The 24,191-nt window shown below is 67.7% G+C and carries 18 protein-coding genes; 10 read left to right on the top strand and 8 right to left on the bottom strand.

What is annotated here, in order from left to right; genetic code table 11:
• The first annotated feature begins 67 nt into the window (after positions 1–67).
• From SPHPHY_RS0106745 to SPHPHY_RS0106715, 7 genes are all read left to right on the top strand, one after another.
• Positions 68–1,915, top strand: a complete 1,848-nt coding sequence (locus tag SPHPHY_RS0106745; protein ID WP_022685937.1) for a methyl-accepting chemotaxis protein — start codon at positions 68–70, stop codon at positions 1,913–1,915.
• Positions 1,915–2,370 carry a chemotaxis protein CheW gene (locus SPHPHY_RS0106740; protein ID WP_022685936.1) on the top strand — a complete coding sequence of 152 codons (456 nt, stop codon included), beginning with the start codon at positions 1,915–1,917 and terminating at the stop codon, positions 2,368–2,370. Before SPHPHY_RS0106745 ends, SPHPHY_RS0106740 begins: the two co-directional genes overlap by 1 nt.
• Before the next feature lie 648 nt (positions 2,371–3,018).
• Positions 3,019–3,288 carry a hypothetical protein gene (locus SPHPHY_RS0106735; RefSeq protein ID WP_022685935.1) on the top strand — a complete coding sequence of 90 codons (270 nt, stop codon included), beginning with the start codon at positions 3,019–3,021 and terminating at the stop codon, positions 3,286–3,288.
• Between the two features lie 400 nt (positions 3,289–3,688).
• On the top strand, positions 3,689–4,972 hold the full coding sequence (locus SPHPHY_RS0106730; protein WP_022685934.1) for a glycoside hydrolase family 130 protein: 1,284 nt from the start codon (positions 3,689–3,691) through the stop codon (positions 4,970–4,972).
• A 165-nt stretch (positions 4,973–5,137) separates the two neighbouring features.
• The gene (locus SPHPHY_RS0106725; protein WP_022685933.1) at positions 5,138–6,247 is read left to right on the top strand and encodes an alpha/beta fold hydrolase; all 1,110 of its coding nucleotides are present in this window, start codon (positions 5,138–5,140) and stop codon (positions 6,245–6,247) included.
• A gap of 137 nt (positions 6,248–6,384) precedes the next feature.
• Positions 6,385–8,058: a M28 family peptidase gene (locus SPHPHY_RS0106720; RefSeq protein WP_022685932.1), complete on the top strand. Its 1,674-nt coding sequence runs from the start codon at positions 6,385–6,387 to the stop codon at positions 8,056–8,058.
• Positions 8,059–8,069: 11 nt separating this feature from the next.
• Positions 8,070–9,035, top strand: a complete 966-nt coding sequence (locus SPHPHY_RS0106715) for an agmatine deiminase family protein (RefSeq protein WP_022685931.1) — start codon at positions 8,070–8,072, stop codon at positions 9,033–9,035.
• Positions 9,036–9,293: 258 nt separating this feature from the next.
• Here SPHPHY_RS0106715 and SPHPHY_RS0106710 read toward each other — a convergent pair whose 3' ends face one another.
• The 3 genes from SPHPHY_RS0106710 to SPHPHY_RS0106700 form a co-directional block, all read right to left on the bottom strand.
• A complete protein-coding gene (locus tag SPHPHY_RS0106710; RefSeq protein ID WP_022685930.1) occupies positions 9,294–10,796 on the bottom strand; it encodes a S10 family serine carboxypeptidase-like protein in 1,503 nt (500 codons plus the stop codon).
• Between the two features lie 89 nt (positions 10,797–10,885).
• Positions 10,886–11,860, bottom strand: coding sequence for a DUF1176 domain-containing protein (locus tag SPHPHY_RS0106705; RefSeq protein ID WP_022685929.1), 975 nt, complete (start codon positions 11,858–11,860; stop codon positions 10,886–10,888).
• Positions 11,857–12,966: a DUF1176 domain-containing protein gene (locus tag SPHPHY_RS0106700; protein ID WP_028056583.1), complete on the bottom strand. Its 1,110-nt coding sequence runs from the start codon at positions 12,964–12,966 to the stop codon at positions 11,857–11,859. Before SPHPHY_RS0106700 ends, SPHPHY_RS0106705 begins: the two co-directional genes overlap by 4 nt.
• 81 nt (positions 12,967–13,047) lie before the next feature.
• Here SPHPHY_RS0106700 and SPHPHY_RS0106695 point away from each other — a divergent pair, with 81 nt between their 5' ends.
• A complete protein-coding gene (locus tag SPHPHY_RS0106695) occupies positions 13,048–13,935 on the top strand; it encodes a 3-hydroxyacyl-CoA dehydrogenase NAD-binding domain-containing protein (RefSeq protein ID WP_231370370.1) in 888 nt (295 codons plus the stop codon).
• A 113-nt stretch (positions 13,936–14,048) separates the two neighbouring features.
• Positions 14,049–15,803, top strand: coding sequence for a histidine kinase famiy protein (locus SPHPHY_RS0106690; RefSeq protein ID WP_022685926.1), 1,755 nt, complete (start codon positions 14,049–14,051; stop codon positions 15,801–15,803).
• 117 nt (positions 15,804–15,920) lie between these two features.
• On the opposite strand, the gene SPHPHY_RS0106685 is transcribed toward SPHPHY_RS0106690, so the two are convergent.
• Positions 15,921–18,560 (bottom strand): valine--tRNA ligase, encoded by a 2,640-nt coding sequence (locus tag SPHPHY_RS0106685; RefSeq protein WP_022685925.1) that lies wholly within the window; start codon positions 18,558–18,560, stop codon positions 15,921–15,923.
• Between the two features lie 106 nt (positions 18,561–18,666).
• On the opposite strand from SPHPHY_RS0106685, the gene SPHPHY_RS0106680 reads away from it, so the two are divergent.
• Positions 18,667–19,062 (top strand): hypothetical protein, encoded by a 396-nt coding sequence (locus SPHPHY_RS0106680; RefSeq protein ID WP_156025049.1) that lies wholly within the window; start codon positions 18,667–18,669, stop codon positions 19,060–19,062.
• 7 nt (positions 19,063–19,069) lie between these two features.
• Here the strand turns inward: SPHPHY_RS0106680 and SPHPHY_RS0106675 are convergent, their stop codons facing one another.
• From SPHPHY_RS0106675 to SPHPHY_RS0106660, 4 genes are all read right to left on the bottom strand, one after another.
• On the bottom strand, positions 19,070–21,106 hold the full coding sequence (locus tag SPHPHY_RS0106675) for an alpha/beta hydrolase family protein (RefSeq protein WP_028056580.1): 2,037 nt from the start codon (positions 21,104–21,106) through the stop codon (positions 19,070–19,072).
• 68 nt (positions 21,107–21,174) lie between these two features.
• Positions 21,175–21,819 carry a DUF2497 domain-containing protein gene (locus tag SPHPHY_RS0106670; RefSeq protein ID WP_022685922.1) on the bottom strand — a complete coding sequence of 215 codons (645 nt, stop codon included), beginning with the start codon at positions 21,817–21,819 and terminating at the stop codon, positions 21,175–21,177.
• Between the two features lie 50 nt (positions 21,820–21,869).
• On the bottom strand, positions 21,870–23,357 hold the full coding sequence (locus tag SPHPHY_RS0106665) for a TolC family outer membrane protein (protein ID WP_081645260.1): 1,488 nt from the start codon (positions 23,355–23,357) through the stop codon (positions 21,870–21,872).
• Between the two features lie 53 nt (positions 23,358–23,410).
• Entirely contained in the window at positions 23,411–24,085 is a 675-nt protein-coding gene (locus tag SPHPHY_RS0106660; protein WP_022685920.1) for a protein-L-isoaspartate O-methyltransferase family protein, read from the bottom strand.
• Positions 24,086–24,191 lie beyond the last annotated feature (106 nt).

Below are 24,191 nucleotides of genomic sequence, written 5' to 3'. Positions count from 1 at the left end.
GTATCAACCCGATCTTTACCATTTACTCCGTAGAGATGTGGCGTAGAATTTTTGGGGGGGAAAATCGATGAAGAACCTGCGCATATCCGCCAAGTTGATGGTATCGTTTGGCGGCGTCGGCCTGCTGTTGGTCGGCCTGATCTGGTTCATGATGAGCCAGGTCGGCAATATGCGCGACCTCACCGACCTCGCCGTCAACGATCGCATGCCCAAGATGGCGCAGGCGCAGCACATGCTGGAAGCGGCCACCAAATTCCGCACGGTAGAGGGGTTGCACATCCTTCTGTCCGACGACGCCGGCATGACCGCCGCCGAGGGCCAGATGCGCGATTACCAGCAGCAGGTTGATGCCGACCTCGCCACTCTCGAAGCAAGCGTCAAGATGGCGGACGCCAAGGTGATGCTTCAGAAGTTCCACAAGACCTGGCAGGATTATGTCGGCACCAACACCACGTTGCGCGATTACTCGCGCGCGCAGCAGGATGAGGCGGCGATTGCGCTGATGAAGGGCAAGTCGCTTCAGGAATTCAAGGCGATGTCCGTCACCGCCAGCGAGCTGGTCGACGTCGAGAAGCGTTACGCCGTATCCGCCGGCAACGACGCGGTCGATGCATTCGGCCATATCCGCACCCTCGCCATCGTTGCCGTGCTGGCGGCGCTCACGCTGCTCGTCACGATCCTGATGATGCTGGTTCGCCAGATCGCCAAGCCGGTCGCCGCCGCGACCGAGGCGCTGGGCGAGTTGGCGAAGGGCCGGATGGACGTCACCGTTCCGGACAGCGACCGTTCCGACGAGGTCGGCGATCTCAGCAAAGCGCTCGTCGGTCTGCGTGACCAGCTCGCCGCGGCCGAGCGCGCCAAGGTCGAGCAGACGACGCTGATCGTCGACAGCATCGGCAAGGGCCTTTCCGATCTGGCCGGCGGCGATCTCGTCTCGCGCGTGAACTCCGACCTCACCGGTCCGTTCGCCCAGCTCAAGAACGATTTCAACGAAGCCGCCTCGTCGCTGCAATCCACCGTCGCCAAGGTCGCGAAGGCCGCCGCCGAGATCAATGGCGGCGCCAACGAGGTCCGCACCGCGTCCGACGATCTGTCGCAGCGTACCGAGCAGCAGGCCGCCAGCCTCGAGGAAACGGCTGCGGCGATGGACGAGATCACCACCAACGTCCGTTCCACCGCCGAGCGTGCCGGCAGCGCCAACGTGGCGGTCCGCAGCGCACGCGACGAGGCGGAGAAGTCCGGCGCCGTCGTTCGCGAGGCGGTCGCGGCGATGGGCGGCATCGAGCGTACGTCGAACGAGATCAGCGAGATCATCTCGGTCATCGACGGCATCGCCTTCCAGACCAACCTGCTGGCGCTCAATGCCGGGGTCGAGGCGGCCCGCGCCGGCGACGCCGGGCGGGGCTTTGCGGTCGTCGCCTCCGAAGTCCGCGCGCTTGCCCAGCGCTCCGCCGACGCGGCCAAGGACGTCAAGACGCGCATCACCGCCAGTGGCGAGCAGGTGTCCGCCGGCGTGCAACTGGTCGGTCAGACGGGCGAGGCGCTGACGCGCATCATCACCCGCATCAGCGAGATCGACGCGCTGGTCTCGGAGATCGCGGCGGCCGCCGAACAGCAGGCGACCGGGCTCCAGCAGGTCAATACCGCCGTCAGCGAGATGGACGGCGTGACGCAGCAGAACGCCGCGATGGTCGAGGAAGCGACCGCCGCCGCCCGCAGCCTCGCCAGCGAGGCGGAAAGCCTGATCGAGCAGATCTCGCGTTTCCGCACCGGCGAACAGCGCGCGGCACCGGCATCTCCCGTGCACGACCTGCGAGCGCGCGCCGCGGCGGCCGGTCGGAAGATCGCCAAATCGGCGCCGCGGTCGGCCGGCAACACCGCGCTGGCGGTGTCCACCGAATGGTCCGAGTTCTGATGGGGGATCTTCGCACGCAGCAGCTCATCACTTTCGAGCTCGGTGGCCAGGTGCTCGGCGTCGACGTCATGGCGATCCGCGAGATCCGCGCCTGGTCGGCGGCGACGCCGCTCCCCAACTCCCCCGCGCATATCTGCGGGGTCGTCAACCTCCGCGGCATCGTGCTGCCGGTGATCGACCTGCGCATGCTGCTCGGCTGGGGGCTGACGGAACCCTCGCCGCGCCACGTCATCATCGTCCTCGAACTCGGTCACCAGATGCAGGGGATGATCGTGGATGCGGTCAACGACATCGTTTCCATCGACCGGGATGCCATGCAACCGCCACCCGATCTCGGTGACTATCGCAACCGCCGCGTGATCGAGGGCATCGTCACCGTCGACGAACGCCTCGTCACGGTCATGGCGCTCGCCTTCATCGAGGCCGAGCAGTTCTCGATGGTCGAGGCGGCCTAGGGCCGACCGGCATTCCGCCGGTTCCCCTGCAAGCGCCGCCATCGCAAGCGTGGCGAAGCAATCCAGCGTTCCGCGCAACCTGGCTTGCTCGCTACGCTCGCAATCACGCGTCGAGGGAGCACATCTGCCCGCTGGTGGGGGCACGGTCGGCGCGAACAGAGCGACAAGCCTCGTTCGCGAGCAATCCGGCACTCGCGAAGCGCTGAATGTCGCTCCCGCCTGGATACGGCAGTGAACCGGCGCATCATCCCCGCTCGCCTCCTCCACCGTCACGCGACGTTGCCCGAAAGCGGCGGCACGTACGCGATCGACCTCTTCGACCACCACTCCGCCGCCGCCATGATCGGCCGGGGATTCGTGACAGGTCGCGTGCCCCCCTCCCCTGGCAACGCACCTGCAAAGCCGGCTTTAGCGGCCGGCGATCGTAACATCCGCCACGATATCGGTTGACGTTTGCGCCGCCCGGTCCGATATTCCATTCATGTCCGTCGCTGTTATTTTCCAGCGCTTTCGCGATCACGCAGGCCAACTCGCCGCACGCGGTTAGCCCGGGCTCGGCGGCTTGCCGCGCGAGTTCGGGACCTTCCGACCGGATTGTACGGGATGCCGCTTCGGCGCTCCCGACCTCGAAAAGCGGAAAACACCGTCATGGCAAACAGCATCGATCAGCGCGGGATCGTGCCCGCATTCCCCGCCTCCCCTCGGCAGGACGGCAACCCGCCCGCCGTCGCCCGCCGGCCAGCACCGTTGGCGATCCCGTTCCGCGCCGATGACGATCGCGACGGCGCGACCGGGGCGGATCTTCCACGCAGCAGCGGCATGCGCCGCGCGCTTGAACGCTTCGTCGACGTCGATCTGCTGTTCATGATCCTCGTCGTCGGCATCCCGTTCCTGGCCTATTGCATCCTCGTCGGATGAGCAGCGGCAAGGGCCCGGCGATTTACGCCGGGCACTTGCGCCGCGCTTCCTCCGTTACGCTCACGCCGCGCCGAAAGAAGCGCGGCGGCCTGTCCAGGTCCTCCGCATACCGGCCGCGGACACAGGATTTCGACAGCGTCCCCACACCTTGTCGTCGGGGTGACCACCGCCATCTCGTCCGTGCCGTCGGCGTCCGCGGCCGCGGTGGCGGCCGCCGCCGCGATCTCGCCTATTCCGCGTCTTCACTGGCAGCGTGGCCGATGCCGGCGTCGCCGACGAACGCCCCGCGCACTTTCCGCACCGATGATCGCGCGCGCTCCGGAGCCGAAGGACGCGCGGGCGGTTATGCCGCGAACGGTCCGCGCCGCTCGCGGCACGGCATGTCAAAAAGGTAGCGTCGATGAACGCCGCAGAGGTCTTCACCAAACTCGACATCGAACTGCGGCCCGATCCGTCGCGCACCGTCGTCCGTCCGTTCAGCTTCGGCTATCCCGACGCCTTCGCCGACGGCCGCCCGCCGCGCGCGCAGGCGGTGGCCGATCGCATCCGCGCACTCGACGACACGATGCGCGCACGCATGAAGGAATTGCTGCTGACGCCGATGCGCGCGCGTCATCGCAACGTCGAGCAGGTGCTGCTCCGCCGCTATGCGGAGGTACGCGACGAACTCGGGCCGGGCGACCTCGACCATGACGAGCAGTTGCTGGTCGGCGCCTATTTCAGCCAGGAATATGCCTTCGAATCCGCCGCATTGTTCAACCCCAGCATCGTCGCGCTTCCCGACGGGGAGCAGGACGGCGACGGAATCCGCTTCATCCTGTCGCTGCGCGGCATCGGTGAGGGCCATATCTCCTCGATCACGCTGCGTACCGGCACGTGGCGCGGCGACGATCACCTGACGGTCGATCCGCCGAGCGCCGCCGGTGTGCCGCCGCGTATCGAACATCATCACGACGAATGGGTGCGGCTGGTCTGCGAGGATAGTCAGGAGGTGTCGGAGACGGTGATCTTCCCGGTCCTGCCCAGCCAGCGGCAGGGCGTCGAGGACCTTCGGCTCGTCAACTTCACCGATCATGACGGCGTGCGAAGCGTCATCGGCACCTACACCGCCTTCGACGGGCAGCACGCCGGTCAGGAACTGCTGCGCGGCGTCGACCTGCGCACCGTGGAGATGCGCCCGCTGAACGGCGCGATGACCGGCTACAAGGGCATGGCGCTGTTCCCGCGCCGCATCGGCGGGCAGTTCGTGATGCTGGGGCGGCAGGATAGCGAGAACATCTGGCTGCTGCGCTCAGACGATCTGTACACGTGGGAAACGGGCACGCCGATCATGGCCCCGAAATATTCATGGGAATTCGTGCAACTCGGCAATTGCGGCTCGCCGCTGGAGATCGACGAGGGCTGGCTGGTGTTCACCCACGGCGTAGGGATGGTGCGCGGTTATTGCATCGGGGCGTGCCTGCTCGACAAGGACGATCCGTCGCGCGTGCTGGCGCGCACCGCCTCGCCGCTGTTGTTCCCCAGCGCCGAGCAGCGTGGCGGCTATGTTCCGAACGTCACCTATAGCTGCGGCGCGCTGCTGCACGGCCGTCGCGTGCTGCTGCCCTATGCGATCGGCGACGAATACACCGCCTTCGCGGTCGGGTCGGTCGACGACCTGCTGTCGGTGATGGTCGCGGCCTAGCGCACGGCCGCGGCGGACGCCCGGCCCCGGCTGACCGTCGCCCCGGCCGTACGCGCACGACGTCGCACGCCGCGACCGGAGACTGCGCGACTGCGCGACTGCGCGACTGCGATTTCAATGTCATGGCCGCTTGCGCCCGCAGGCATTCGGGACGCACAAGGTGGCATGCCGCTCTCGTTCCTTTCGCTGCTGCTGATGCAGGCCGCCGCCCCGCAGGCCCTCCCGGTGCCGCCGATCGCCGCTGCGACGACCCCCGCCCCGCCCGCCGTCAAATGGCCGGCCCGCGATGCGCAGTTCACGATCCGCGACTTCCGGTTCCGCTCCGGCGAGACATTGCCGGAGCTGCGCATCAACTATACGACGCTGGGTCAGCCGCATCGTAATGCGAAGGGCGAGATCGACAATGCGGTGATGGTCCTCCACGGCACCGGCGGCACCGGTCGTCAGTTCCTGAGCCCGCAATTCGCCGACGAGCTCTATGGCCCCGGCCAGCCGCTCGACATCACGCGCTACTGGATCGTCCTTCCCGACGGGATCGGGCACGGCAAGTCGTCGAAGCCGTCCGACGGGCTGCGGATGCGCTTTCCGCATTACGATTACGACGACATGGTCGAGGCGCAATACCGGCTGCTCCGTGACGGGCTCGGGATTCGCCGGATGCGGCTCGTCATGGGCACGTCGATGGGCTGCATGCACAGCCTGGTGTGGGGCGAAACGCATTCCGATTTCGTCCGCGCGCTGCTTCCGCTCGCGTGCGAGCCGGTCGAGATCGCCGGGCTGAACCGGATGTGGCGGCAACTGGCGATCGACGGGATCACCGCCGATCCGGCCTGGGCCGGCGGTGCGTATCGTTCGCAGCCGGTGCAGGGCCTGCGCACCGCCGCCAGCCTGTTGTTCGTCGCCGGTGCCGCGCCGCTCTATTTCCAGGCGCAATACCCGGACCGCGCCACGGCGCAGGCCTTCGCGCGGGAACGGGTGGCGGCATCGATCGCCGCGATCGATGCCAACGACCTGATCTACCAGATCGACGCCTCGCGCATCTATGCGCCATGGGACCGGCTGGAGGCGATCACGGTGCCGACGACATGGATCAATTCCGCCGACGACTTCATCAACCCGCGAAATCTCGATTATCCGCAACGCGCGGTGACTCGAATGAAGAATGCGCGCTACCGGATGATCCCGGAGAGCGCCGAAACGCGCGGACATGGCACCCACACCGCCGCGCGCTTTTGGAAGAAGGACCTCGTCGACCTGCTACGGCGCACGGAATGACGGGCCCGGCGTCGCTGCTGGCCGTGGCGATCCGATCGTAACCGTCGCGATCTCGGCAGCACGCCACGCGTTGGGCATGCGTGGACAGGCGACGCGGCGCTTGGCAGAAGGCCTCATCCTTCCCGCGGAGTCCTTCCATGCGTTTGCGTCTCGCCGCTTTTCCCCTCCTTGCGCTGGCCGTCCCTGCTGGCGCTCAGACGATCGTCGCACCGGTCGCGCCGATCTCCGAGCAGACGCTGAAGGACGTCACGAAGGAACTGTCGTCAGACGCTTACGAGGGTCGCGCCCCCGGTACGGCGGGCGAGGACAAGACCGTCGCATACCTCGCGAAACGCTTTGCCGCGGCCGGACTGAAGCCCGGCAACAAGGGCAGCTGGTATCAGGACGTGCCGCTGGTCGAACTGACGGCGAAGAACGTGTCCCCGCTCGTCTTCACCGGTGCCGGGGCGCCGCTGAGCCTGCGCTACGGCCCCGACATGGTGGTCGGCACGTGGCGCATTACGCCGCGGGTGGAGGTGAAGGATTCGCCCGTCGTCTTCGTCGGTTATGGCATCAACGCGCCGGAGAAGGGCTGGAACGACTATGCCGGACTGGACGTGCGCGGCAAGACGGTACTGATCCTGGTCAACGATCCCGACTGGAAAACTCCCGGCCTGACTGGTCCGTTCAACGGCCGCGCGATGACCTATTACGGGCGCTGGACCTACAAGTACGAGGAAGCCGCGCGGCAGGGCGCCGCGGCCGCGATCATCGTCCACCAGACGGAGCCTGCCGCTTATGGCTGGAATGTCGTGCAATCCAGCTGGACCGGCGCCCAGCAGGTCGCCGACGCCGCCGACGATCACGCGAAGGACAGCGCGGCGATCGGCTGGATGCAGGAGGCGCAGGCACGCCGGCTTTTCGAGCGCGAAGGGCTCGACTTCGACGCACTTGCCGCCGCGGCCGGGCGCAAGGGGTTCCGCGCACGCCCGCTTGGCGGCGTAAAGGCGTCGATATCGTTCGACGAGACCGTGCGCCGGCACCAGTCGCGCAACGTCATCGGCATCCTGCCGGGCAAGACGCATCCGGACGAATATGTCCTGTATTCCGCGCATTGGGATCACCTCGGCCGTTGCGAGGCAGCGCCCGACGGGGACGACATCTGCAACGGCGCGATTGACAATGCGACCGGCACCGCGGCCCTGGTCGCGCTGGCGGAAGCGAACGTGAAGGCCGGCTCGACGCCGCGCAGCCAGATCTTCGTGGCGGTCACCGGCGAGGAGAGCGGGTTGCTCGGCTCCGAATATTACGCCGCCAACCCAGTCTATCCGCTCGACCGAACGGTCGGCGGGGTGAATATGGACGCGCTTTCGCTGGCGGGACCGGCGAAGAACGTCGTGGTCGTCGGCAAGGGCAAGTCGGAGCTGGACGCCTATCTCACCGCCGCGCTGAAGACGCAGGACCGCGTCGCCAGCGACGAGCCGACGCCGGAGAAGGGCTTCTACTATCGTTCCGATCATTTCAGCCTCGCCAAGCGCGGCGTGCCGATGATCTATTTCGACGCCGGTGACGATCTGGTCGCGGGCGGCAAGACGGCGGGCGCTGCGGCGGCGAAGGATTACGAGGAGCATCGTTATCACGGGCCGAAAGACGAATATGATCCGAACTGGAACTGGGCCGGGACGGTAAAGGACGTACAGCTCTATTACGGGATCGGCCGCGCGCTGGCGCAGAGCGCACAATGGCCCAATTGGGTGGCGGGCGACGAATTCCGCGCGATCCGCGACAAGAGCCGCGCTACCCCGGCGAACGCCCCGACGACGGCAAATTGAAAGGCAGCACGATGACCACGACACCGCCGCCCGAATGGGCTCCGCACGCCGCCGTCTGGATAGGCTATCCCAGCCACCCCGAATTGTGGCTGGAGGATCTCGATCACGCGCGTGACGAAGTGGTTGCTTTCGCGCGCGCCGTCCACGCGGATGGCCGCGGCGAGCAGGTTGTGCTGGTCGTCGCCGATGACGAAGCCGCCACCGATGCACGGGCGCACGCGCCATTCGCGGAGGTTGTGGTCGAGCCGTTTGGCGACATCTGGCTGCGCGACACCGCGCCGATCCTTGACGGCGACGGCAAGGCGCGTGACTTCGGCTTCAACGGCTGGGGCGGCAAGTACGACTTGCCCGGCGACGACGACATCGGCGCGCGGCTGGGGCGGTCGCGCGGGCTGACGGTGGTGGCGTGCGACTGGATCCTGGAGGGCGGCGCGATCGACGGCGACGGCACCGGGCTGGTCGTCACGACCGAGCAATGCCTGCTCAACCCGAACCGCAATCCGGGCTTCTCGAAGGCACAGGTCGAGCATCGCCTGGCCGAGGACCTGGGGCTGACGCGGGTCCTGTGGCTCGGCAACGGGCTGCTCAACGACCATACCGACGGGCATGTCGACAATCTCGCACGGTTCGTCGGGCCGAACCGGCTGGCGTTGCCCCGCGCTGCGGAGAACGATCCCAACTGGCAGGTCTATCAGGACGCCGCGCTGCGCGCGCGTGCCGCCGGGATCGACGTCGTGGAGATCCCCTCGCCGGGCCGCGTGCTGCGCGACGAGGAAGTGGTGCCCGGCAGCTACATGAACTTCTACATCGGCAATGCCGTGGTGGTCGTCCCGCTCTACGGGAGCGAAAACGACGACGCGGGCGTGGCGGCGATCGCGGCGATCTTCCCGGACCGGGACGTGGTAGGGCTGCGCGCCGACGCGATCCTGACCGGCGGCGGCAGCTTCCACTGCATCAGCCAGCAGATCCCGGCCTAGCGGCGCTAGTCTAGCGCCGCGTTGCGCGGCCCGCCGTCCGTGCAGGGCCGGGATCGGCCGGCACGCAGCAAGGCCGCGCGTCCGACGTGAAGGCGGCGGCCTTGCCGTCGCCTCGCCCGACCTCGTCGGCTGGATCGACGCCTGCCTGTTGCTTTTGGCCGTCATCTCGGACCAGCTCAGATCCCGCTACTTGAACGACGTCAATCGAAACGGCATCCGGGTGGAGCCCGCAGGGCAATCAGGCGTAGCGTCCCACCTTCACCGATACATCCCCGCCGCGTCCGCCTTGAACGCCGCGCCGCTGTCGTTGCGGCTGTAGAACATGTGCCCGCCGGCATAGACCCGCAACTGCACGCGCTCCGGCACGCCGAACGCCGGCATCTGGTCGACGATCAGCCGCGATGCGAAGAACGGACACGACAGGTCGTCCCAACCGTGCACGATCAACACCCGCATCTTCGGATCGTTGGCGATCGCCTTACGCAGGTCGCTGACCGGTGTGTCGGCAGGCTGGCCGCGATCCCACGCAGCATTCACCGCATAGGATAGCGCATTGTAGCGGGCGTCGGTCTTCCATCCCACTTCGCGCGTCACGAAATCGACCATCGCGCTGGTCGTCGGCGCGATCAGCGCGTCGAGGATCGGATCGTTCGATTCCTGCCGCGGCGACCACGGGAAGGGATCGAAGGCAGTGACGTTCGAATCGTAGACGCTGCCGATCGTCCCCTCGGTGCGGTGCACTTCACGCAGATATGTTCGGCTGTCGACGCGCCCGCCCATCCGTTGCACCAGCGCCGGATCGAGCCCGGTCAGCCGCGTGACGTTGGCGACCACGCGCTGCACCGCCTCCGGGTTCGCGCGTCCGAGCAGCAGGTCGCGCGCGAAATCGCCACGCGTATAGGCCTCGACCTCGGCCATTGCCGCGGGCGTTAACTGCCCCTTCCGCTCCAGGTTCGCGGCCGCCATCGAGGGCAGGTCGATCATCCACGGCAACGGCGACAGCGCGGTACCGTTATCGCCCACGGCCGGGTCGAGATACGGCGACACCATGATGAGCCCGTTGATCCCGACCCCGATCTGCGACTGCAGTTCATACGCGATGCGCGGTGCACGATACCCGCCATAGCTTTCGCCCATCACGTACTTCGGCGAGCGCAGCCGTCCTTCCTTGACCAGCCAGTCGTAGACGACCTTCGAGAGATATTTGATATCGGGATCGTTGGCGTAGAAGGTCTTCTTGGTCTGCTCGGCATCGACGAGGCTGCGGCTGAACCCGGTGCCGACCGGATCGATGAAGACCAGGTCGGTCATGTCGAGCCAGCTATTGGGATTGTCGCGCGCGATCGGTGCGTCGGAGGGCGCATCGCCCTGCGCACCGAACTGCACGCGCTTCGGCCCGACCGCGCCCAGGTTGAGATACACCGACGCCGCGCCGGGCCCACCGTTGAACGCGAAGGTGACGGGGCGCGCGGGATCTGCGCCGGGCACGACATAGGCGGTATAGACGACCTGCCCGATCTCCTTGCCCTTGTCGTCGCGCACCGCGATCGTGCCGACGGTCGCCTTGTAGCTGATCGTTCGCCCACCGATCCGTGCGGTTTGCGTGATCGTCTTGTCGTCAGGTAGCGGCGGCAGCTTGAGCTTGTCGTCCTCCTGCTTCTTCTCGACGGTGGTAGTGGTCTTGTCGGCCTGCGCCAGCGCCGGGGCGGTAGTGGCGAGCAGCAGCGCGGCGAGCGAAAGCGAGCGGGCGAAGATCGGCAAAGGGACGGTTCCGGGATGCGGCGCGCGCGGGGTGCGCGTGCCTTGATCACGCCATGCTACAGGCTGAACGCCGCGGCGCAATCCACGCGCTAGCGGGTGCGCACCTGCGCGTGGAAAGTCGTGATCTCATAGGTCGCACGTCGGCATTCCGCGACGGTTCGCTCCTCGACCATCCGGAACTGATTGCCATCCCACGCGAAGTCACGCCGCGTTCCGCAATCATGCCCCGGCGTCGCGGGGAGCAGCACTGCAATGCGCCGCCGCACCGGGTCCCAACTGCCTGCGACCTGCTGTGCCGGCATTCCCGGCAGCGCGGCACCCGCGTCGAAGGTCGCCGGCTGCGGCGAACCCTTGTCGGCCACGACATAGGCGAGGATTGTCACCCCGGACGTGTCGCAGAGCGGCTCGATCGCCAGCAGGGTCTGCGCCGCGTCCAGCCGATAGCCGCGCGCCAGGATCGGTCCACATCCCTTCGGCGGCTTCCCGAGCAGCGCCTGCAACTGCTTGGGCGAGAGCACGCGTGGGGGGCGCGGGTCGGCGGGCGGCACCACCACCTCTGGCACGGGTGGCAACGGCGGCACATTCCCCCGTCCCCGCCGGACCAGCGCGCTGCGCGTCCCGTCGCGCAGTTGCGCGGCATCAATCTCCGCCAGCACCGCGCCCAGGCCCCTCAGCGAAAGCTGCGCGCGCACGGAACCGTCCGGATCGGTGAGCATCAGCATCCGCCCGCGCGTCAATGCCGTCGCCAGCGCGCCACTGAACGGCAGCGACAACCCGGTGCCGCCTCCCGGCGCGATCAGTTGCGCCAGTACGCGCTTGTCGACCATGATCGTCAGCCGCGTGCCCGGCGCCGTGCCCACCGGGATCGGCAGGTCGATCGCCGGCACGGCTGCCGCATCGCCCGCGCGGCGCAGCACGACCAGCGGATAAGCGGATGAGTCCGCGCCCTCGGGCACCCGCGCCCACGCCGTACAATATCGCTGATTGTCGCACGCGACGGACCAGTCGCTGCCGGGCGGCATCGTCGTCGCCTGCATCGCCAGCGGCAGCAGCGCCGCGATCATTGCCGGCCGTACGCCGCGCGCCACACCGTCAGGTAATCCGGATTGCCGCGACACTCCCCCATCGATCGCTGCTCGACGAGCCGCAGCCGCGTACCGTCCCAGACGAACCCCTGCATCACCCCGCAGTCGCCCAGCCCGCGCCCCTTGGCATAGCTGGTCAGCACGCCATCGCGCACGTCGCCGTTCACGATACTGCGCACCGGCGTCTGCGAATCGGCTCCCGTCGCATCGAAGCCCGCCGGCGCGTCGAGGTCCGCGGGCACCGCCTTTCCGTCACGAACGACGAACAGCGCATCGATCTCGTTATAGGCGCCCGTCGAACAGGGCAGCAGCACCAGTGTCGCGCCATCAGCCAGCGCCTGCGCGCGTGGCGTCAAATCGGGCAGCGATTGATCGCAGCGCGCCGTCTTGCGCATGGCAGCGAGCAGCGCCGGCGGCAGCGTGGCGGCGGTGCCGCCGAACGCAACCGCCGCAACCCGTGGCAGCGCACGCGCGGCCGGCACGGTGTCCGCCGGCTGGTTGCCGCGCGCGACGATCGCCGTGACCGTGCCCGCGCGTCCTTGCTGCGCATCGATATAGCGCAATGCCGCCGCCGCACCCTTGGGCGAGACGCTACCGATCTTCGCGCCGTTGCCGTCTGTGACCGTCACCGACTGCGCATCGGCGAGCGCCCGTGACAACGCGAGCGCCGGCTCGCCGGCCAGGCCGTCTTGCGCGACCGCGAACCGCCGCGCGTCGATCGTCAGCGCCGCCGGCGCGACCTTGTCGTCCTGCGGCTGCATCAGCGCGATCTCGATCCCCGCCGCAGCCCCTGCTCGGCGCGAGACCTGCATCGTAACCTTCGGGAAATCGCCTTCGGTGCCAAGCGACGCCATCGCACAACTGCGGACGTTATCGCATGCGACCGTCCAGTCGCCGAACGTCTTCTGCTCGCCCGGACGCGGCACCGCGTGATCGTCGCCCACCTCACTCGCTGCCGTCCCGGACGCAGCCGGTGATGGCGACGGGGTCGCGACACCGCCAGGCGTTGCGGCGGGCGACGTGGCCGCCGGCTGCTGCGAACACCCTGCCAACAGCGCACCGGCGAACAGCATAACTCTTTTCATGGCCCTGCCCTTGCTTGCCGACCGTGCCTGCTGGCGCATCGTCGTCGGCGCGGGTTAAAGGCGCGTCAAGATGAACAGGAGATGGCAATGCAAGAGGACGGCCAGACGATCGGTGTGATCGGCGCGGGACAGATGGGCGCGGGAATCGCGCAGGTCTCCGCTGCCGCCGGCTATCGCGTGCTGCTTAGCGATGTGGACGAGGCGCGCGCGGCGGCCGGCAAGGCCGGAATCGCCAAGCGCCTCGCCCGCGCGGTCGAGAAGGGCCAGATCGACGCAGAGGCGCGCGACGCCACGCTGACCCGGATCGAACCGTTCGCCGGCGCTGCCGCGATGTCACCGTGTGATCTCGTAATCGAGGCCGCGACCGAGCGCGAGGAGATCAAGCGCCGCATCTTCGCCGATGTCGGCGCGGTGCTGCGCGACGATGCGGTGCTCGCCTCGAACACCTCGTCGATCCCGATCACGCGGCTGGCGCAGGCGTCGCCGGACGCGGCGCGCTTCATCGGCGTTCACTTCTTCAACCCGGTCCCGATCATGGGATTGATCGAGGTGATCCGCGGGCTCGCCACCTCCGACGCCACCGTCGCCGCGATCGAGCGCTACGCCGCGCGGCTCGGCAAGGCGGTGGTGCGCGCCAACGACGCACCCGGCTTCATCGTCAACCGCGTGCTGATGCCGATGCTCAACGAGGCGTGCTTCGCGCTCGGCGAAGGCGTCGCGACGATCCGTGACATCGATCTCGCCTGCCAGCTCGGCCTGAATCATCCGATGGGCCCCTTGACGCTCGCCGACTTCATCGGCCTCGACACCTGCCTCGAGATCACGCGCGTTTTGTTCGAGGGCACGGGCGACCCGAAGTTTCGCCCCGCGCCGCTGCTGGTCAAATATGTCGAAGCCGGCTGGTACGGGCGCAAGACCGGGCGCGGGTTCTATGATTATTCGGGCGCGGAGCCGGTTCCGACGCGCTGACGATCCCCGGCATGGCGAGCGCGGCTTCGTGCTCCGCTCGTCATGGCTTTGGAACGGTCCGTCGGCTCGCGACTTTATGGCGGCATGATAGCAGCGCCTCCACCAACCCGCGCATGAGCGACACCATCCAGCCGTCGGACCCGAACCAGCATAAGGATGTCGACTCGACCGGCCTCGCCGCCGGTCGCCCTGCCGAGGGGACGATGGACGTCGGCGCTTCCGAGCCGCTCGGCCGCTCGGGCATGAATCATTGGCGCGAAAGCACCATCACCGATCCCGATCTGCAGGATCGTGGCGGCGTATTCTTCGCCGCGATCGAGATGACGCGGATGCCGATGCTGCTGACCGATCCGAACAAGGACGATAATCCGATCGTCTTCGCCAACAAGGCGTTCCTCGACCTGACCGGTTACGAGGAGGACGAAGTGCTCGGCCGCAACTGCCGCTTCCTGCAAGGCGCGCAGACCGATCGAAGCGCGGTCGAGGAAATGCGCGAGGCGGTCCGCACTTGCTCGTCGGTGGCCCTGGAGGTGCTGAACTACCGCCGCGACGGCTCGCCATTCTGGAATGCGGTGTTCATCGGCCCGGTCTACGATACGCAGGGCAAGCTGCAATATTTCTTCGCCAGTCAGCTCGATGTCACCCGCCGCCGCAATTCTGAGCAATCGCACCGCCAGGCGCAGAAGATGGAGTCGATCGGCCAGCTCACGGCCGGGTTGGCGCACGATTTCAACAATTTGCTTCAGGTCGTGAACGGCAATCTGGAGCTCGTCACCCATACGAAGGATCCCGAGCGCGTCCGGCGCTACGTCGCCGCCGCGCAGTCGGCGGCCGAGCGCGGCGCCAAGCTGACGCGGCAGTTGCTGGCCTTCGCGCGCAAGACCCGGCTGGAGCCGCGCGCGCTCGACCTGACGCAACTTGTCACCGAGTTTAGCGGCCTGATCGAGGATTCAGTCGACGGAAAGGTCGACATCCATCTCAGCCTGCGTCGCGGGCTACAGCGCGTCGTGATCGATCCCGACCAGCTCGAAGTGGCATTGCTCAACATCGTTGGAAACGCGCGTGATGCGATGCCCATGGGCGGCCTCGTCACGATCTCCACTATGGCACGCCACCTGAACGGCGATGCCGCCGCCCACGATCTGCCGTCCGGTGACTATGTCGTACTCCAGGTTCAGGATGAGGGCGAGGGCATGACCGCGGAAGTCGCGGAGCGCGCGACCGAGCCGTTCTTCACTACCCGCAGCACTGGCAACGGTACCGGGCTCGGGCTTGCGATGGCCAGCGGCTTCGTGCGCCAGTCCGGTGGGCGTCTGGAAATCGAGAGCCGGCCGGGCGAGGGCACGCTGGTGCGGATGCTGTTTCCAGTCATGCCGTCCGACCGTAAGCCTGTGCCCGACGCTGCCGCGGCTCCGTCAGCGCCACGCGCCGACGACGGCGCTGCGCAACATGTCCTCATCGTCGACGACAACGACGAAGTGCTGGCGATCGCACGCGAGATCCTGGAGGGTGCGGGCTACAAGGCATCGACGGCGATGAGCGGCGAGGAGGGCCTGAAGTTCTTCGACGAAACGCATGCCGATCAGCGGATCGATCTGCTGTTCACCGATCTCGTGATGCCGGGCGGCATGAACGGGCTGATGCTCGCCGACGCGGTGGTCGAGCGCGACGACAGCGTCTCGGTGCTGATGACCACCGGCTATAACGAGGAACTGGTCGTCGGCGGCCCGCGCGCGCGCGCCACCGACGTGCTGAGCAAGCCCTATCGTCGCGCGGAATTGCTCGACCGAGTCCGGCTGGCACTCAATCGTCGCGGTGAAGGCCGCGTCCGCCGGATGCGATCGGACTTCGGCGCAGCGCAGGCTTAGCTGCAACGGGACCCGGCGGCTGCAACTCTCGTCGCCCGAGGTCGGCCGCCGCCGGTCACGGCACGCGAAGCGGGGCGATCCAGCGTCCCAAACGCGCGCTGGATCGCTGAAGACAACTCATCCCAAACGCGCCAAAGCTGCAGCGAAGCGTTCGGCATCCGCGCTCTTCTCGGCATGATCGGCCCGCGCCTTCTCGACCGCCTCCGGCTTGGCGCGCTCCACGAAGCTGGGGTTGTTCAGGCGACCTGCCAATCCGTCGCGCTCCTTCTCCGCCGCCGCGAGCGACTTCTCCAGCCGCTGCCGCTCCGCGTCGAGGTCGATCACGCCCTCCAGCGCCAGCGCGAACGTCTCCGCACCCCACAGCACCGGTGCCCGCGCGCCGTGCGCCTCGCCGGCCGTCAGCGTAACGCGCGCGAGCCGCTCGACATATGGTGCGATGTCGGACGGAACGCTCCCGGCGCCGGTGTGAAGCGCGATCCTTGCGCCCGGCGGGACATTGAGTTCGGCACGCGCACCGCGCACCGTCTCGATCAGTTCGATCGCACGCCCGATCTGCGCCACGGCCGTTGGATCGAGCGCGCGCGCGTCCGCCATCGGCCAATGCCCGACGATCAGCGCGTGCTGCCGAGGTGCCAGCGCGTGCCACAATTCTTCGGTGATGAACGGCATGAACGGGTGCAGCAGCACCAGGATCTGGTCGAGGACCCACCCCGCCACCGCCTTCGTCTCGTCGTCGATCGCGCCCTTGATCAACTCGAGATACCAGTCGCAGAACCGGCTCCACACGAACTGGTAGATCGCATTGGCCGCGGCATCGAAGCGATAATCGGCGAGCGCGAGGTCCACCGACTGCACCGCCTGCACCGTTTCGGCGACGATCCATTTGTTGACCGCCAGCGTCGCGGCGGGTGGCTCCAGGGTGGTCGATCCACCGATGCCATTCGCCTGTGCAAAGCGGCTGGCGTTCCAAAGCTTCGTCGCGAAGTTGCGATAGCCCTCGACGCGCTTCTCATCCATCTTGATGTCGCGGCCCTGGCTTTCCATCGCCGCCATGAAGAAGCGCAGCGCGTCGGCGCCGTACGCGTCGATCAACCCGAGCGGGTCGACGGTGTTGCCCTTCGATTTCGACATCTTCGCGCCGTCCGCCGCGCGCACCAGCCCATGCAGGTAGAGCGTGCGGAACGGCACGTCGTCCATGAACTCGATGCCCTGCATCATCATCCGCGCGTCCCAGAAGAACAGGATGTCGAAGCCGGAGATCAGCACATCGTTGGGATAGCGCCCGCCGAGCGTCGGATCGTCATTCTCCGGCCAGCCCATCGTCGCGAACGGCCACAACGCGCTGGAGAACCACGTGTCGAGTACGTCCGGATCTTGTATCAGTAGGACGCCCTCGCCCGCCTTCGCCTGCGCCTCTTCCGCGCTTTCCGCCACGAAGATGCGCCCGTCCTCGGCGAACCACGCCGGGATGCGGTGTCCCCACCACAATTGCCGCGACACGCACCACGGCTGGATGTTCTCCATCCAGTTGAAGAACGTCTTCTCCCACGTCTTCGGCACGATCCGGATCTTGCCCGAACGTACCGCCTCGATCGCGGGCTTGGCCAGCGTGGCGGCATCGACATACCATTGGTCTGTCAGCCACGGCTCGATCACCACGCCCGAACGGTCGCCATACGGCGTCTGGATCGTCCGTGCCTCGGCGTCGTGCGCGACGCCGTCCTTGTCGACCTGCGCGATCAGCACGCCCTCAGCCTTCAGTCGCGCGACCACAGCCGCGCGCGCCTCCGCGGTGGTAAACCCCAGGAACTCCTCCGGAATCAGCCCGTCGGCGGTCTGCACTACCCGCGCCTGCGCATCGAGCATGTTGAGCATGTCGCGGGCTTCGATCCCGGCGCGGCGGCCGACCTCGAAATCGTTGAAGTCGTGCCCCGGTGTGATCTTGACCGCGCCCGATCCCAGCGCGGGATCGGCATGTTCGTCGGCCACGATCGGGATCAGCCGACCGGTGATCGGCAGCCGCACCTGCTGCCCGACCAGCGCGCGATAGCGGTCGTCCTCGGGATGCACCGCGATCGCCATATCGGCCAGCATCGTCTCGGGCCGCGTAGTCGCGACCGCGATATGCCCCGATCCGTCCGCCAGCGGGTAGCGCAGGTGCCAGAACCGGCCCTGAACCTCGCGCGTCTCGACCTCCAGATCGCTGATCGCGGTGCCGAGACCCGGGTCCCAGTTCACCAGCCGCTTGTCGCGATACAGCAGCCCACGCGCGTGCAGGTCGACGAACACCTTCAGCACGGCCTTGCTGAAGCCCTCGTCCATCGTGAATCGCTCGTTGGCCCAGTCCATCGAGCAGCCGAGCCGGCGCAACTGGCGCGTGATCTGGCCGCCGCTTTCCGCCTTCCATTGCCACACCTTGTCGACGAACGCCTCGCGGGTCAGGTCGGTGCGCTTCTCGCCAGCCGCCGCCATCTGCCGCTCGACCACCATCTGCGTCGCGATCCCGGCATGGTCGGTGCCGACCACCCACAAGGCGTCCTTGCCCTTCAGCCGCGCATGCCGCGTCAGGATGTCCTGCAACGTATTGTCGAGCGCGTGGCCGATGTGCAGCGACCCCGTGACGTTCGGCGGCGGGTTCACGATCGTCCATGGCTCGGCGTTCGGACGCTCGGGGCGGAACAGCCCGTTGTCCTCCCAATGCGCATACCAGCGGGATTCGATCGTGGCGGGGTCGAAGGTCTTCGGAAGCTCGGTCATGCCCGGGCTTTAGCGGGACCATCACCTGCTGAGAAGCCGGACGCGATCACGCACGATCGCTTAACGAATGTTACCGATAAGGAGAAACAGAGGAGCACCCCTGCCCATGCCGAGTCGCGTCCGCCATCAACACGAAGAACTGCAATCCGCCATGGATCGGGTCACCGCCGCGGTTTCCGGCTGGCCCGACGTCGATATGGGCGATTTCTTGCGCGCGCGGATGAAGTTCGCGAAGACGGTGAAGACGTACCTGAACGAAGAGCAGAATTACTTGAACAGGCAAGCGCTTGCGCCGCTGCATGCCGAAGCGATCGCTGACTTGCAGACCTTGCTGAGCGACTACAGCGCGCTGGTCACGCGCTGGACCCCGGAGCTGATCCAGGCGGACTGGCCCGGCTATATCGACACCCTGCGAACGTTCGGGCGGCGCCTGACGGCGCGGCTGGCGTGGGAGGACGAGGAAGTCCTCCCACCCGTGCATGGAAGATTGGCAGCGGCCTGACGCGCGCTCAGCGCGCCGCGCCGCCCCTGGTCCAGCGATCCATCCACCCCAAGACCTCGCCATACCATTGCCGCGAGTTCGACGGCTTCAGCACCCAATGGTTTTCGTTCGGGAAGACCAACAACCGCGACGGAATGTCGCGCCGCTGAAGCGCGGTGAACGCCGCCAGCCCTTGCGTATAGGGGATGCGGAAGTCCTTCTCGCCCGTGATCACCAGCTGCGGCGTCTTCCACTTCTTGACGTGATTGACCGGGTTCCACTTCTCGAAGGCCTGCGGGTCCTCGAAATAGGCCTTTCCGCCGTGCTCCCATTCGTCGAACCACAGTTCTTCGGTTTCATAGGCCATGGCGCGCGCGTCGAAGACGCCGTCATGCTGGACGATGCACTTGAACCGGTCCGGCCAGCGCCCCTCGATCCAGTTCATCATGTAGCCGCCATAGCTGGCGCCGAGCGCGCAGGCGTTCCCGGCATCGAGCCACGAAAACCGCGTGGTCGCGGCGGCCAGACCCTTTTGCAGGTCCTCGAGCGGCCACCCGCCCCAATTGCCGCCGATCGCGTCGGTAAAGCCTTGACCGTAGCCGGTAGAGCCGTGGAAATCGACCGCGACCAGGCCATAGCCCGCGCCTGCGAACACCGCGGGGTTCCAGCGATACGACCAGCTGTTGTTGCTCGACCCCTGCGGTCCGCCGTGCACCATATACGCCACCGGCACCTTGTCCGTCGTGCCGGAGGGTCGCACCGCATAGCCCCACACGGTGTCGTTGTTCGCGCCCTTGAAGCTGAACCGCTCCACCGACGGCATGTCGATCCCCGCCAGCTTCGCAGCGTTGACATTGGTCAGCCGCATCAGCGCGCGCGCGTCGCCGACGCGGTAGAAATCGTCCGGCGCGGTCAGGCTGTCGAGCGCGACGACCGCACCGCGCGGCCCCACCGCAACGCCGGCGACATGCCCCTCGCCGGTCAGCCGCCTCACCGCCCCGCTCGCGGCATCGACGCGGAACAGCGGCGTCTCCTGCGTGTCGTCGGCAGTCACGTACAGCGACCGCGAATCGGGTGCCCATTGCAGTGACGCGATCGAACGATCCCAGCGCTCGGTCAGTGACACCGTCTTTCCGGTCGCAAGATCGCGCAGGGTCACGACGAAGCGGTCCGCCTCATATCCCGGCCGCCGCATCGCCAGCCACGCCAGGGTCCGCCCGTCCGGAGACACCGCCGGCTGCGTGTCGGTCGCCAGATTGGCGGCGGTCAGGTTGGCTGGCGCCACACTGGCATCCGAAGGTACCGAGAAGATGTCGAGGTTGGTCGACAGCGACTCGATCCGCCCTGGCTCGCGCAGTGCGAAGTAGACGGTGCGCCCGTCCGGGCTCCACGTCACTTCCTCGCCCCCGCCGAACGGCTTGGACGGTGTATCCCCGAGCAGCGCCGGCGCCAGTGCGCGCCCGTTGCCGCGCGCGCTTCCGCCCGCCAGCGGCAAGACGAACAATTGCGAGCGCGTCCCGTCTGCCCACGTATCCCAGTGCCGCACGAACAATTTGTCGTAGGTACGCCCGACGCCGGCATTGGCAGGCTTCTTGTCGGTTGCGGGTTCCAGCGTCGGCGCGCCGGGGCGGCGATCTGCCCAGATCAGGATGCGGTCGCCGGTCGGTGCGACCTTGAACCCGCCGAACCCGCCCTTGAAGTCGGTCACGCGTCGCGGCGTGCCCCCGGTGACCGGCATCGACCATATCGCATCGTCGGCAGCAAAGTAGACGATGCTGCCGATCAGCTGTGGATCGTTCTCGTCCATTTGCGGATCGGCGGCGAGCTTCACCGGGCGTGCATCGGCGCGGGTCAGGTCGAGCTTCCACAGGTCGTAGCGGCCGCGGTCGGCCGCTACGTCGGTCTCGCGTTGCGACCAGACCAACCAGCGCCCGTCCTTCGACATTGCGGGCGCGCCGACGCGGCTTAGCGTGGTCACGTCATCAATGGTCAGTTGCCGCGCCGAAGCCGGGGTGGCGGCAACGGCGGCGAGCGCGAGCAGGCTCGCAAAGGTCAGCTTCTTCATGAGCGGCATCATAGAGCAGAAGGTGACAGGGGAGACAATCGTCGTCCCCCGCCGCTGCGCGAGTCGGGTCAGCCCTGGCTGGAGGTGATCTTCGCGATCTCCCGCGCCACCATCTGCTCGACCAGCTGCGGCAGATTCTGGTCGAGCCAGTCGCTCAGCATCGGGCGCAGCATTTCGCGCACCAGCCCCTCGAGCGTCCCGTCGCTCTCCGCCTCGGGCTTGACGATCAGCCGCGACAGCGCACCCAACGCCCCGCGCGTCGCCTCGACCGTCGCAGGCGACACCACCGGCGAGTCGTCGACCTCATGCGCACTCATCGCCGCTGGCGGCGGGGGGGCGGGCGGCGCGGGGGTCGGGGGAACAGGGCTTTGCGAGACAGCAGCCGACGACGCAGGAGCCGCCGACACCGAACTCGAAAATCCGGGGTTCGACGGCCCGGGGCTCGACCGCTCAGGGTTCGACGGCAGGGGCGCCGACGCCGCGGCCAGCCGCTCTTCCCATGGATCGAGCGCAGGTTGCTGCTGCACGGGCGACGGGGTTGGCATCGACAACGGCTCGTTCAGTTCCAGGATCGCGTCGCGTGCGGCGAGTTCCTCGTCCCGCGCCGGCGGCGGTGGCGTGCGCCGCGGCGCAGGCGCCTCACCTTCCTTGATCACCCGCTTGATCGAGGCGAGGATGTCTTCCATCGATGGCTCGCCGCTCAAATCCGCCATCGGGTCGTCCTCACAACGCTTTACCCGCGCAACGCGGGCCACCCCGTACCTCACGGGCGTGGTGTATCGACACCTGTCGTCAATGCGGGCGTCCTGTCAACATTGCTTTCGAGCAGCGGATCGAGCGGACGCGTCACCGCCGCGGTCTGCGCCACGCTGCCTGCGGTGCTGCTGGCGACCGGCTGCGCGCGCACGCCGTCGTCGAAATCGTTCAGCTTGCCGCGCACCGCCGAGTAATGGATAGTCGGATCGTAAAGCGGCCCGCCGTCCAGCCCCAGGTCCTCCGCCTCGGCATGTCCCATCGCCGCCAGCAGCGCGAAGCCCGCGACATAGGCGTCGCGCCGTGCCGATACGAGCGTCACCTGGCTGTTCAGCAATTCCTGCTCGGCGTTCAGGATGTCCAGCACGGTACGCGTACCGACGCTGTTCTCGGCGCGAACGCCTTCCAGGCTCAGCTTGTTGGCCGCGACGGCCGCCTCGGCGGAGGCAATCACCTCCAGCGAGGAGCGCCACACCGCATAGGCCGATCGCGCGGAAGCGACCACCTGCCGCTCCGCCGCCGTCGCCTGCTCTATCGCCTGACCGCGCAGTTCCTGCGCCTGCCGCACCAGTGCGCCCGGTCGTCCGCCCTGGAACAGCGGCAGGTTCAGCGTCACGCCGGCGCTGGTCGCATTGCCGGTCTGCACGCTGCCCAGCCCCGCCGCGCTTCCTTGCCCCAGCGAGCCGAGAAAGTTGAAGTAGTTCTGCGAAACCGTCGCGTTCACCTGTGGCCGGCGGCTCGCGCGCGCGACCCGCACGTCGTAGTCGGTCGCGTCGCGTACCCGTCGCGCCGCGATGAGGTTCGGATTGTCCTGCAACGCCACGTCCACGGCGCTATCGGGCGAGGCCGGGAATTTCGGCAAGACCGGCGGCGCTTCCAGCACGCCCGGCGCGATGCCGACCAGCCGCACGTAATTTTCACGACTGGAGATCAACGTCGCCTGCGCCGATTGCAGTTGCGCGCGCGCCAGGCTCAGCCGCGCCTCGGATTGCGCGACGTCGGTACGCGTCAGGTCGCCGACCTCGAAGCGGTCGCGGCTGGCACGCAGGTTCGTCTCCAGCACGCGCACGTTCTGCGTGTTCAACCCGACGATCGCCTCGTCGCGGATCACGTTGTTGTAGACGCTGACCACGTCCGTGAAGGTCGTCGCCTCGGTTCCGCGCAGATTGGCTTGCCCCGCCTCGACGCGCGTTTCAGCCGCCAGCACGCCGTTGCGCACGCGCCCGCCCTGATAGAGCGGTACGGTCACGCCGATCTGGCCATCCAGGCGCTTCTCCGGGGTGGTGAAGCTGTTGCCTCCACGCAGGAAATTGTCGGTGATCCCGCCCTGTGCGGCCACGTTGGGCCGCCCCTGCGAGCGCGCGATCGGCACGTTCTCGTCGTTGGCGCGCTGCGCGGCGCGCTGCGCTGCCAGCGTCGGATTGTCGCGATAGGCGCGCACCAGCGCGTCCCGCAACGTATCCGCCACCGCCGGGCTCGCCCCGGCCAGCACCAGCATGACGGCAACCGATGACAAAGGCAGGAGCGGGCGGAGGCGCAAGTCGGTGATCCTTAGAAGGTGAAGCTGTGCGGGCGCGCGAAGCCGGGGAGCCGGACCGAGTCGATATCGGCGAACGGCGCGAGCGCAGTGGCCGCGCCGCGATGCGCGCCCGCAGCGAGGCGGAACACGCCGCGCTCGATCAGTCCGCTGACGATCCGACCGCCGTCGACCACCTGCGATGCAAGCGTAGCGGGCAACTCCTCGATCGCGCCATCCACGACCAACACGTCATAGGGCGCGCCCTCGGGATGGCCGTTTTCCAGCGGCCCCTCCACCACCGTCACGTTCGGTGTCGCCGCCAGTGCCGTACGTGCGTGCGCAGCGAGCGCGGGGCTCGATTCGACCGCGACGATCTCGGCGACCAGCGACGCCAGCACGGCCGCGCAATATCCACCCGCCGCGCCGATCAGCAGCACCCGGTCGCTCGGCAGCAGCCGCGCCTGCACCAGCAGCCGCGCGGTCGCGAGCGGCGTGTTGAGCGAGCGGCCCTCGCCCAGGTCGATCGCCGTGTCGCGGTACGCCAGCGCCGCGACCCCGGCGGGGACGAACGCCTCGCGCGGCACCTCGGCCATGGCGGCCACGACCCGCGGGTCGCTGACCGCCGAGGTGCGCAGCTGGCTGGCGACCATCGCCTGGCGCATCGCGGTGGAATCGTCGTTGCGGAGAGCGGGGGCGGAGAGGGTCATCGGCAGTCCTGTGGCATAGCTGTTATATCGATGCAACACACGTTGCGCTGCGGGCTTGTATCGCGCGCGCGCCGCACTTTGCAATCGGTGGCTTGACATGGCGGCG

This window comes from Sphingomonas phyllosphaerae 5.2, assembly GCF_000419605.1.
GTDB lineage: Bacteria > Pseudomonadota > Alphaproteobacteria > Sphingomonadales > Sphingomonadaceae > Sphingomonas > Sphingomonas phyllosphaerae_B.
Note: the sequence above shows the minus strand (reverse complement) of the source record. Positions and strands in the feature narration are given on the sequence as shown.

What these genes read in the sequence shown, in the direction of transcription:
- SPHPHY_RS0106660 (WP_022685920.1), bottom strand. Translation starts at nt 24,085, where the DNA reads ATGACCCTCTCCGCCCCCGCTCTCCGCAACGACGATTCCACCGCGATG.
- SPHPHY_RS0106680 (WP_156025049.1), top strand. Translation starts at nt 18,667, where the DNA reads ATGCCGAGTCGCGTCCGCCATCAACACGAAGAACTGCAATCCGCCATG.
- SPHPHY_RS0106705 (WP_022685929.1), bottom strand. Translation starts at nt 11,860, where the DNA reads ATGATCGCGGCGCTGCTGCCGCTGGCGATGCAGGCGACGACGATGCCG.
- SPHPHY_RS0106745 (WP_022685937.1), top strand. Translation starts at nt 68, where the DNA reads ATGAAGAACCTGCGCATATCCGCCAAGTTGATGGTATCGTTTGGCGGC.
- SPHPHY_RS0106700 (WP_028056583.1), bottom strand. Translation starts at nt 12,966, where the DNA reads ATGAAAAGAGTTATGCTGTTCGCCGGTGCGCTGTTGGCAGGGTGTTCG.
- SPHPHY_RS0106690 (WP_022685926.1), top strand. Translation starts at nt 14,049, where the DNA reads ATGAGCGACACCATCCAGCCGTCGGACCCGAACCAGCATAAGGATGTC.
- SPHPHY_RS0106665 (WP_081645260.1), bottom strand. Translation starts at nt 23,357, where the DNA reads ATGCTGGTGCTGGCCGGGGCGAGCCCGGCGGTGGCGGATACGTTGCGG.
- SPHPHY_RS0106715 (WP_022685931.1), top strand. Translation starts at nt 8,070, where the DNA reads ATGACCACGACACCGCCGCCCGAATGGGCTCCGCACGCCGCCGTCTGG.
- SPHPHY_RS0106695 (WP_231370370.1), top strand. Translation starts at nt 13,048, where the DNA reads ATGGCAATGCAAGAGGACGGCCAGACGATCGGTGTGATCGGCGCGGGA.
- SPHPHY_RS0106730 (WP_022685934.1), top strand. Translation starts at nt 3,689, where the DNA reads ATGAACGCCGCAGAGGTCTTCACCAAACTCGACATCGAACTGCGGCCC.
- SPHPHY_RS0106670 (WP_022685922.1), bottom strand. Translation starts at nt 21,819, where the DNA reads ATGGCGGATTTGAGCGGCGAGCCATCGATGGAAGACATCCTCGCCTCG.
- SPHPHY_RS0106725 (WP_022685933.1), top strand. Translation starts at nt 5,138, where the DNA reads ATGCCGCTCTCGTTCCTTTCGCTGCTGCTGATGCAGGCCGCCGCCCCG.
- SPHPHY_RS0106720 (WP_022685932.1), top strand. Translation starts at nt 6,385, where the DNA reads ATGCGTTTGCGTCTCGCCGCTTTTCCCCTCCTTGCGCTGGCCGTCCCT.
- SPHPHY_RS0106675 (WP_028056580.1), bottom strand. Translation starts at nt 21,106, where the DNA reads ATGAAGAAGCTGACCTTTGCGAGCCTGCTCGCGCTCGCCGCCGTTGCC.
- SPHPHY_RS0106685 (WP_022685925.1), bottom strand. Translation starts at nt 18,560, where the DNA reads ATGACCGAGCTTCCGAAGACCTTCGACCCCGCCACGATCGAATCCCGC.
- SPHPHY_RS0106735 (WP_022685935.1), top strand. Translation starts at nt 3,019, where the DNA reads ATGGCAAACAGCATCGATCAGCGCGGGATCGTGCCCGCATTCCCCGCC.
- SPHPHY_RS0106740 (WP_022685936.1), top strand. Translation starts at nt 1,915, where the DNA reads ATGGGGGATCTTCGCACGCAGCAGCTCATCACTTTCGAGCTCGGTGGC.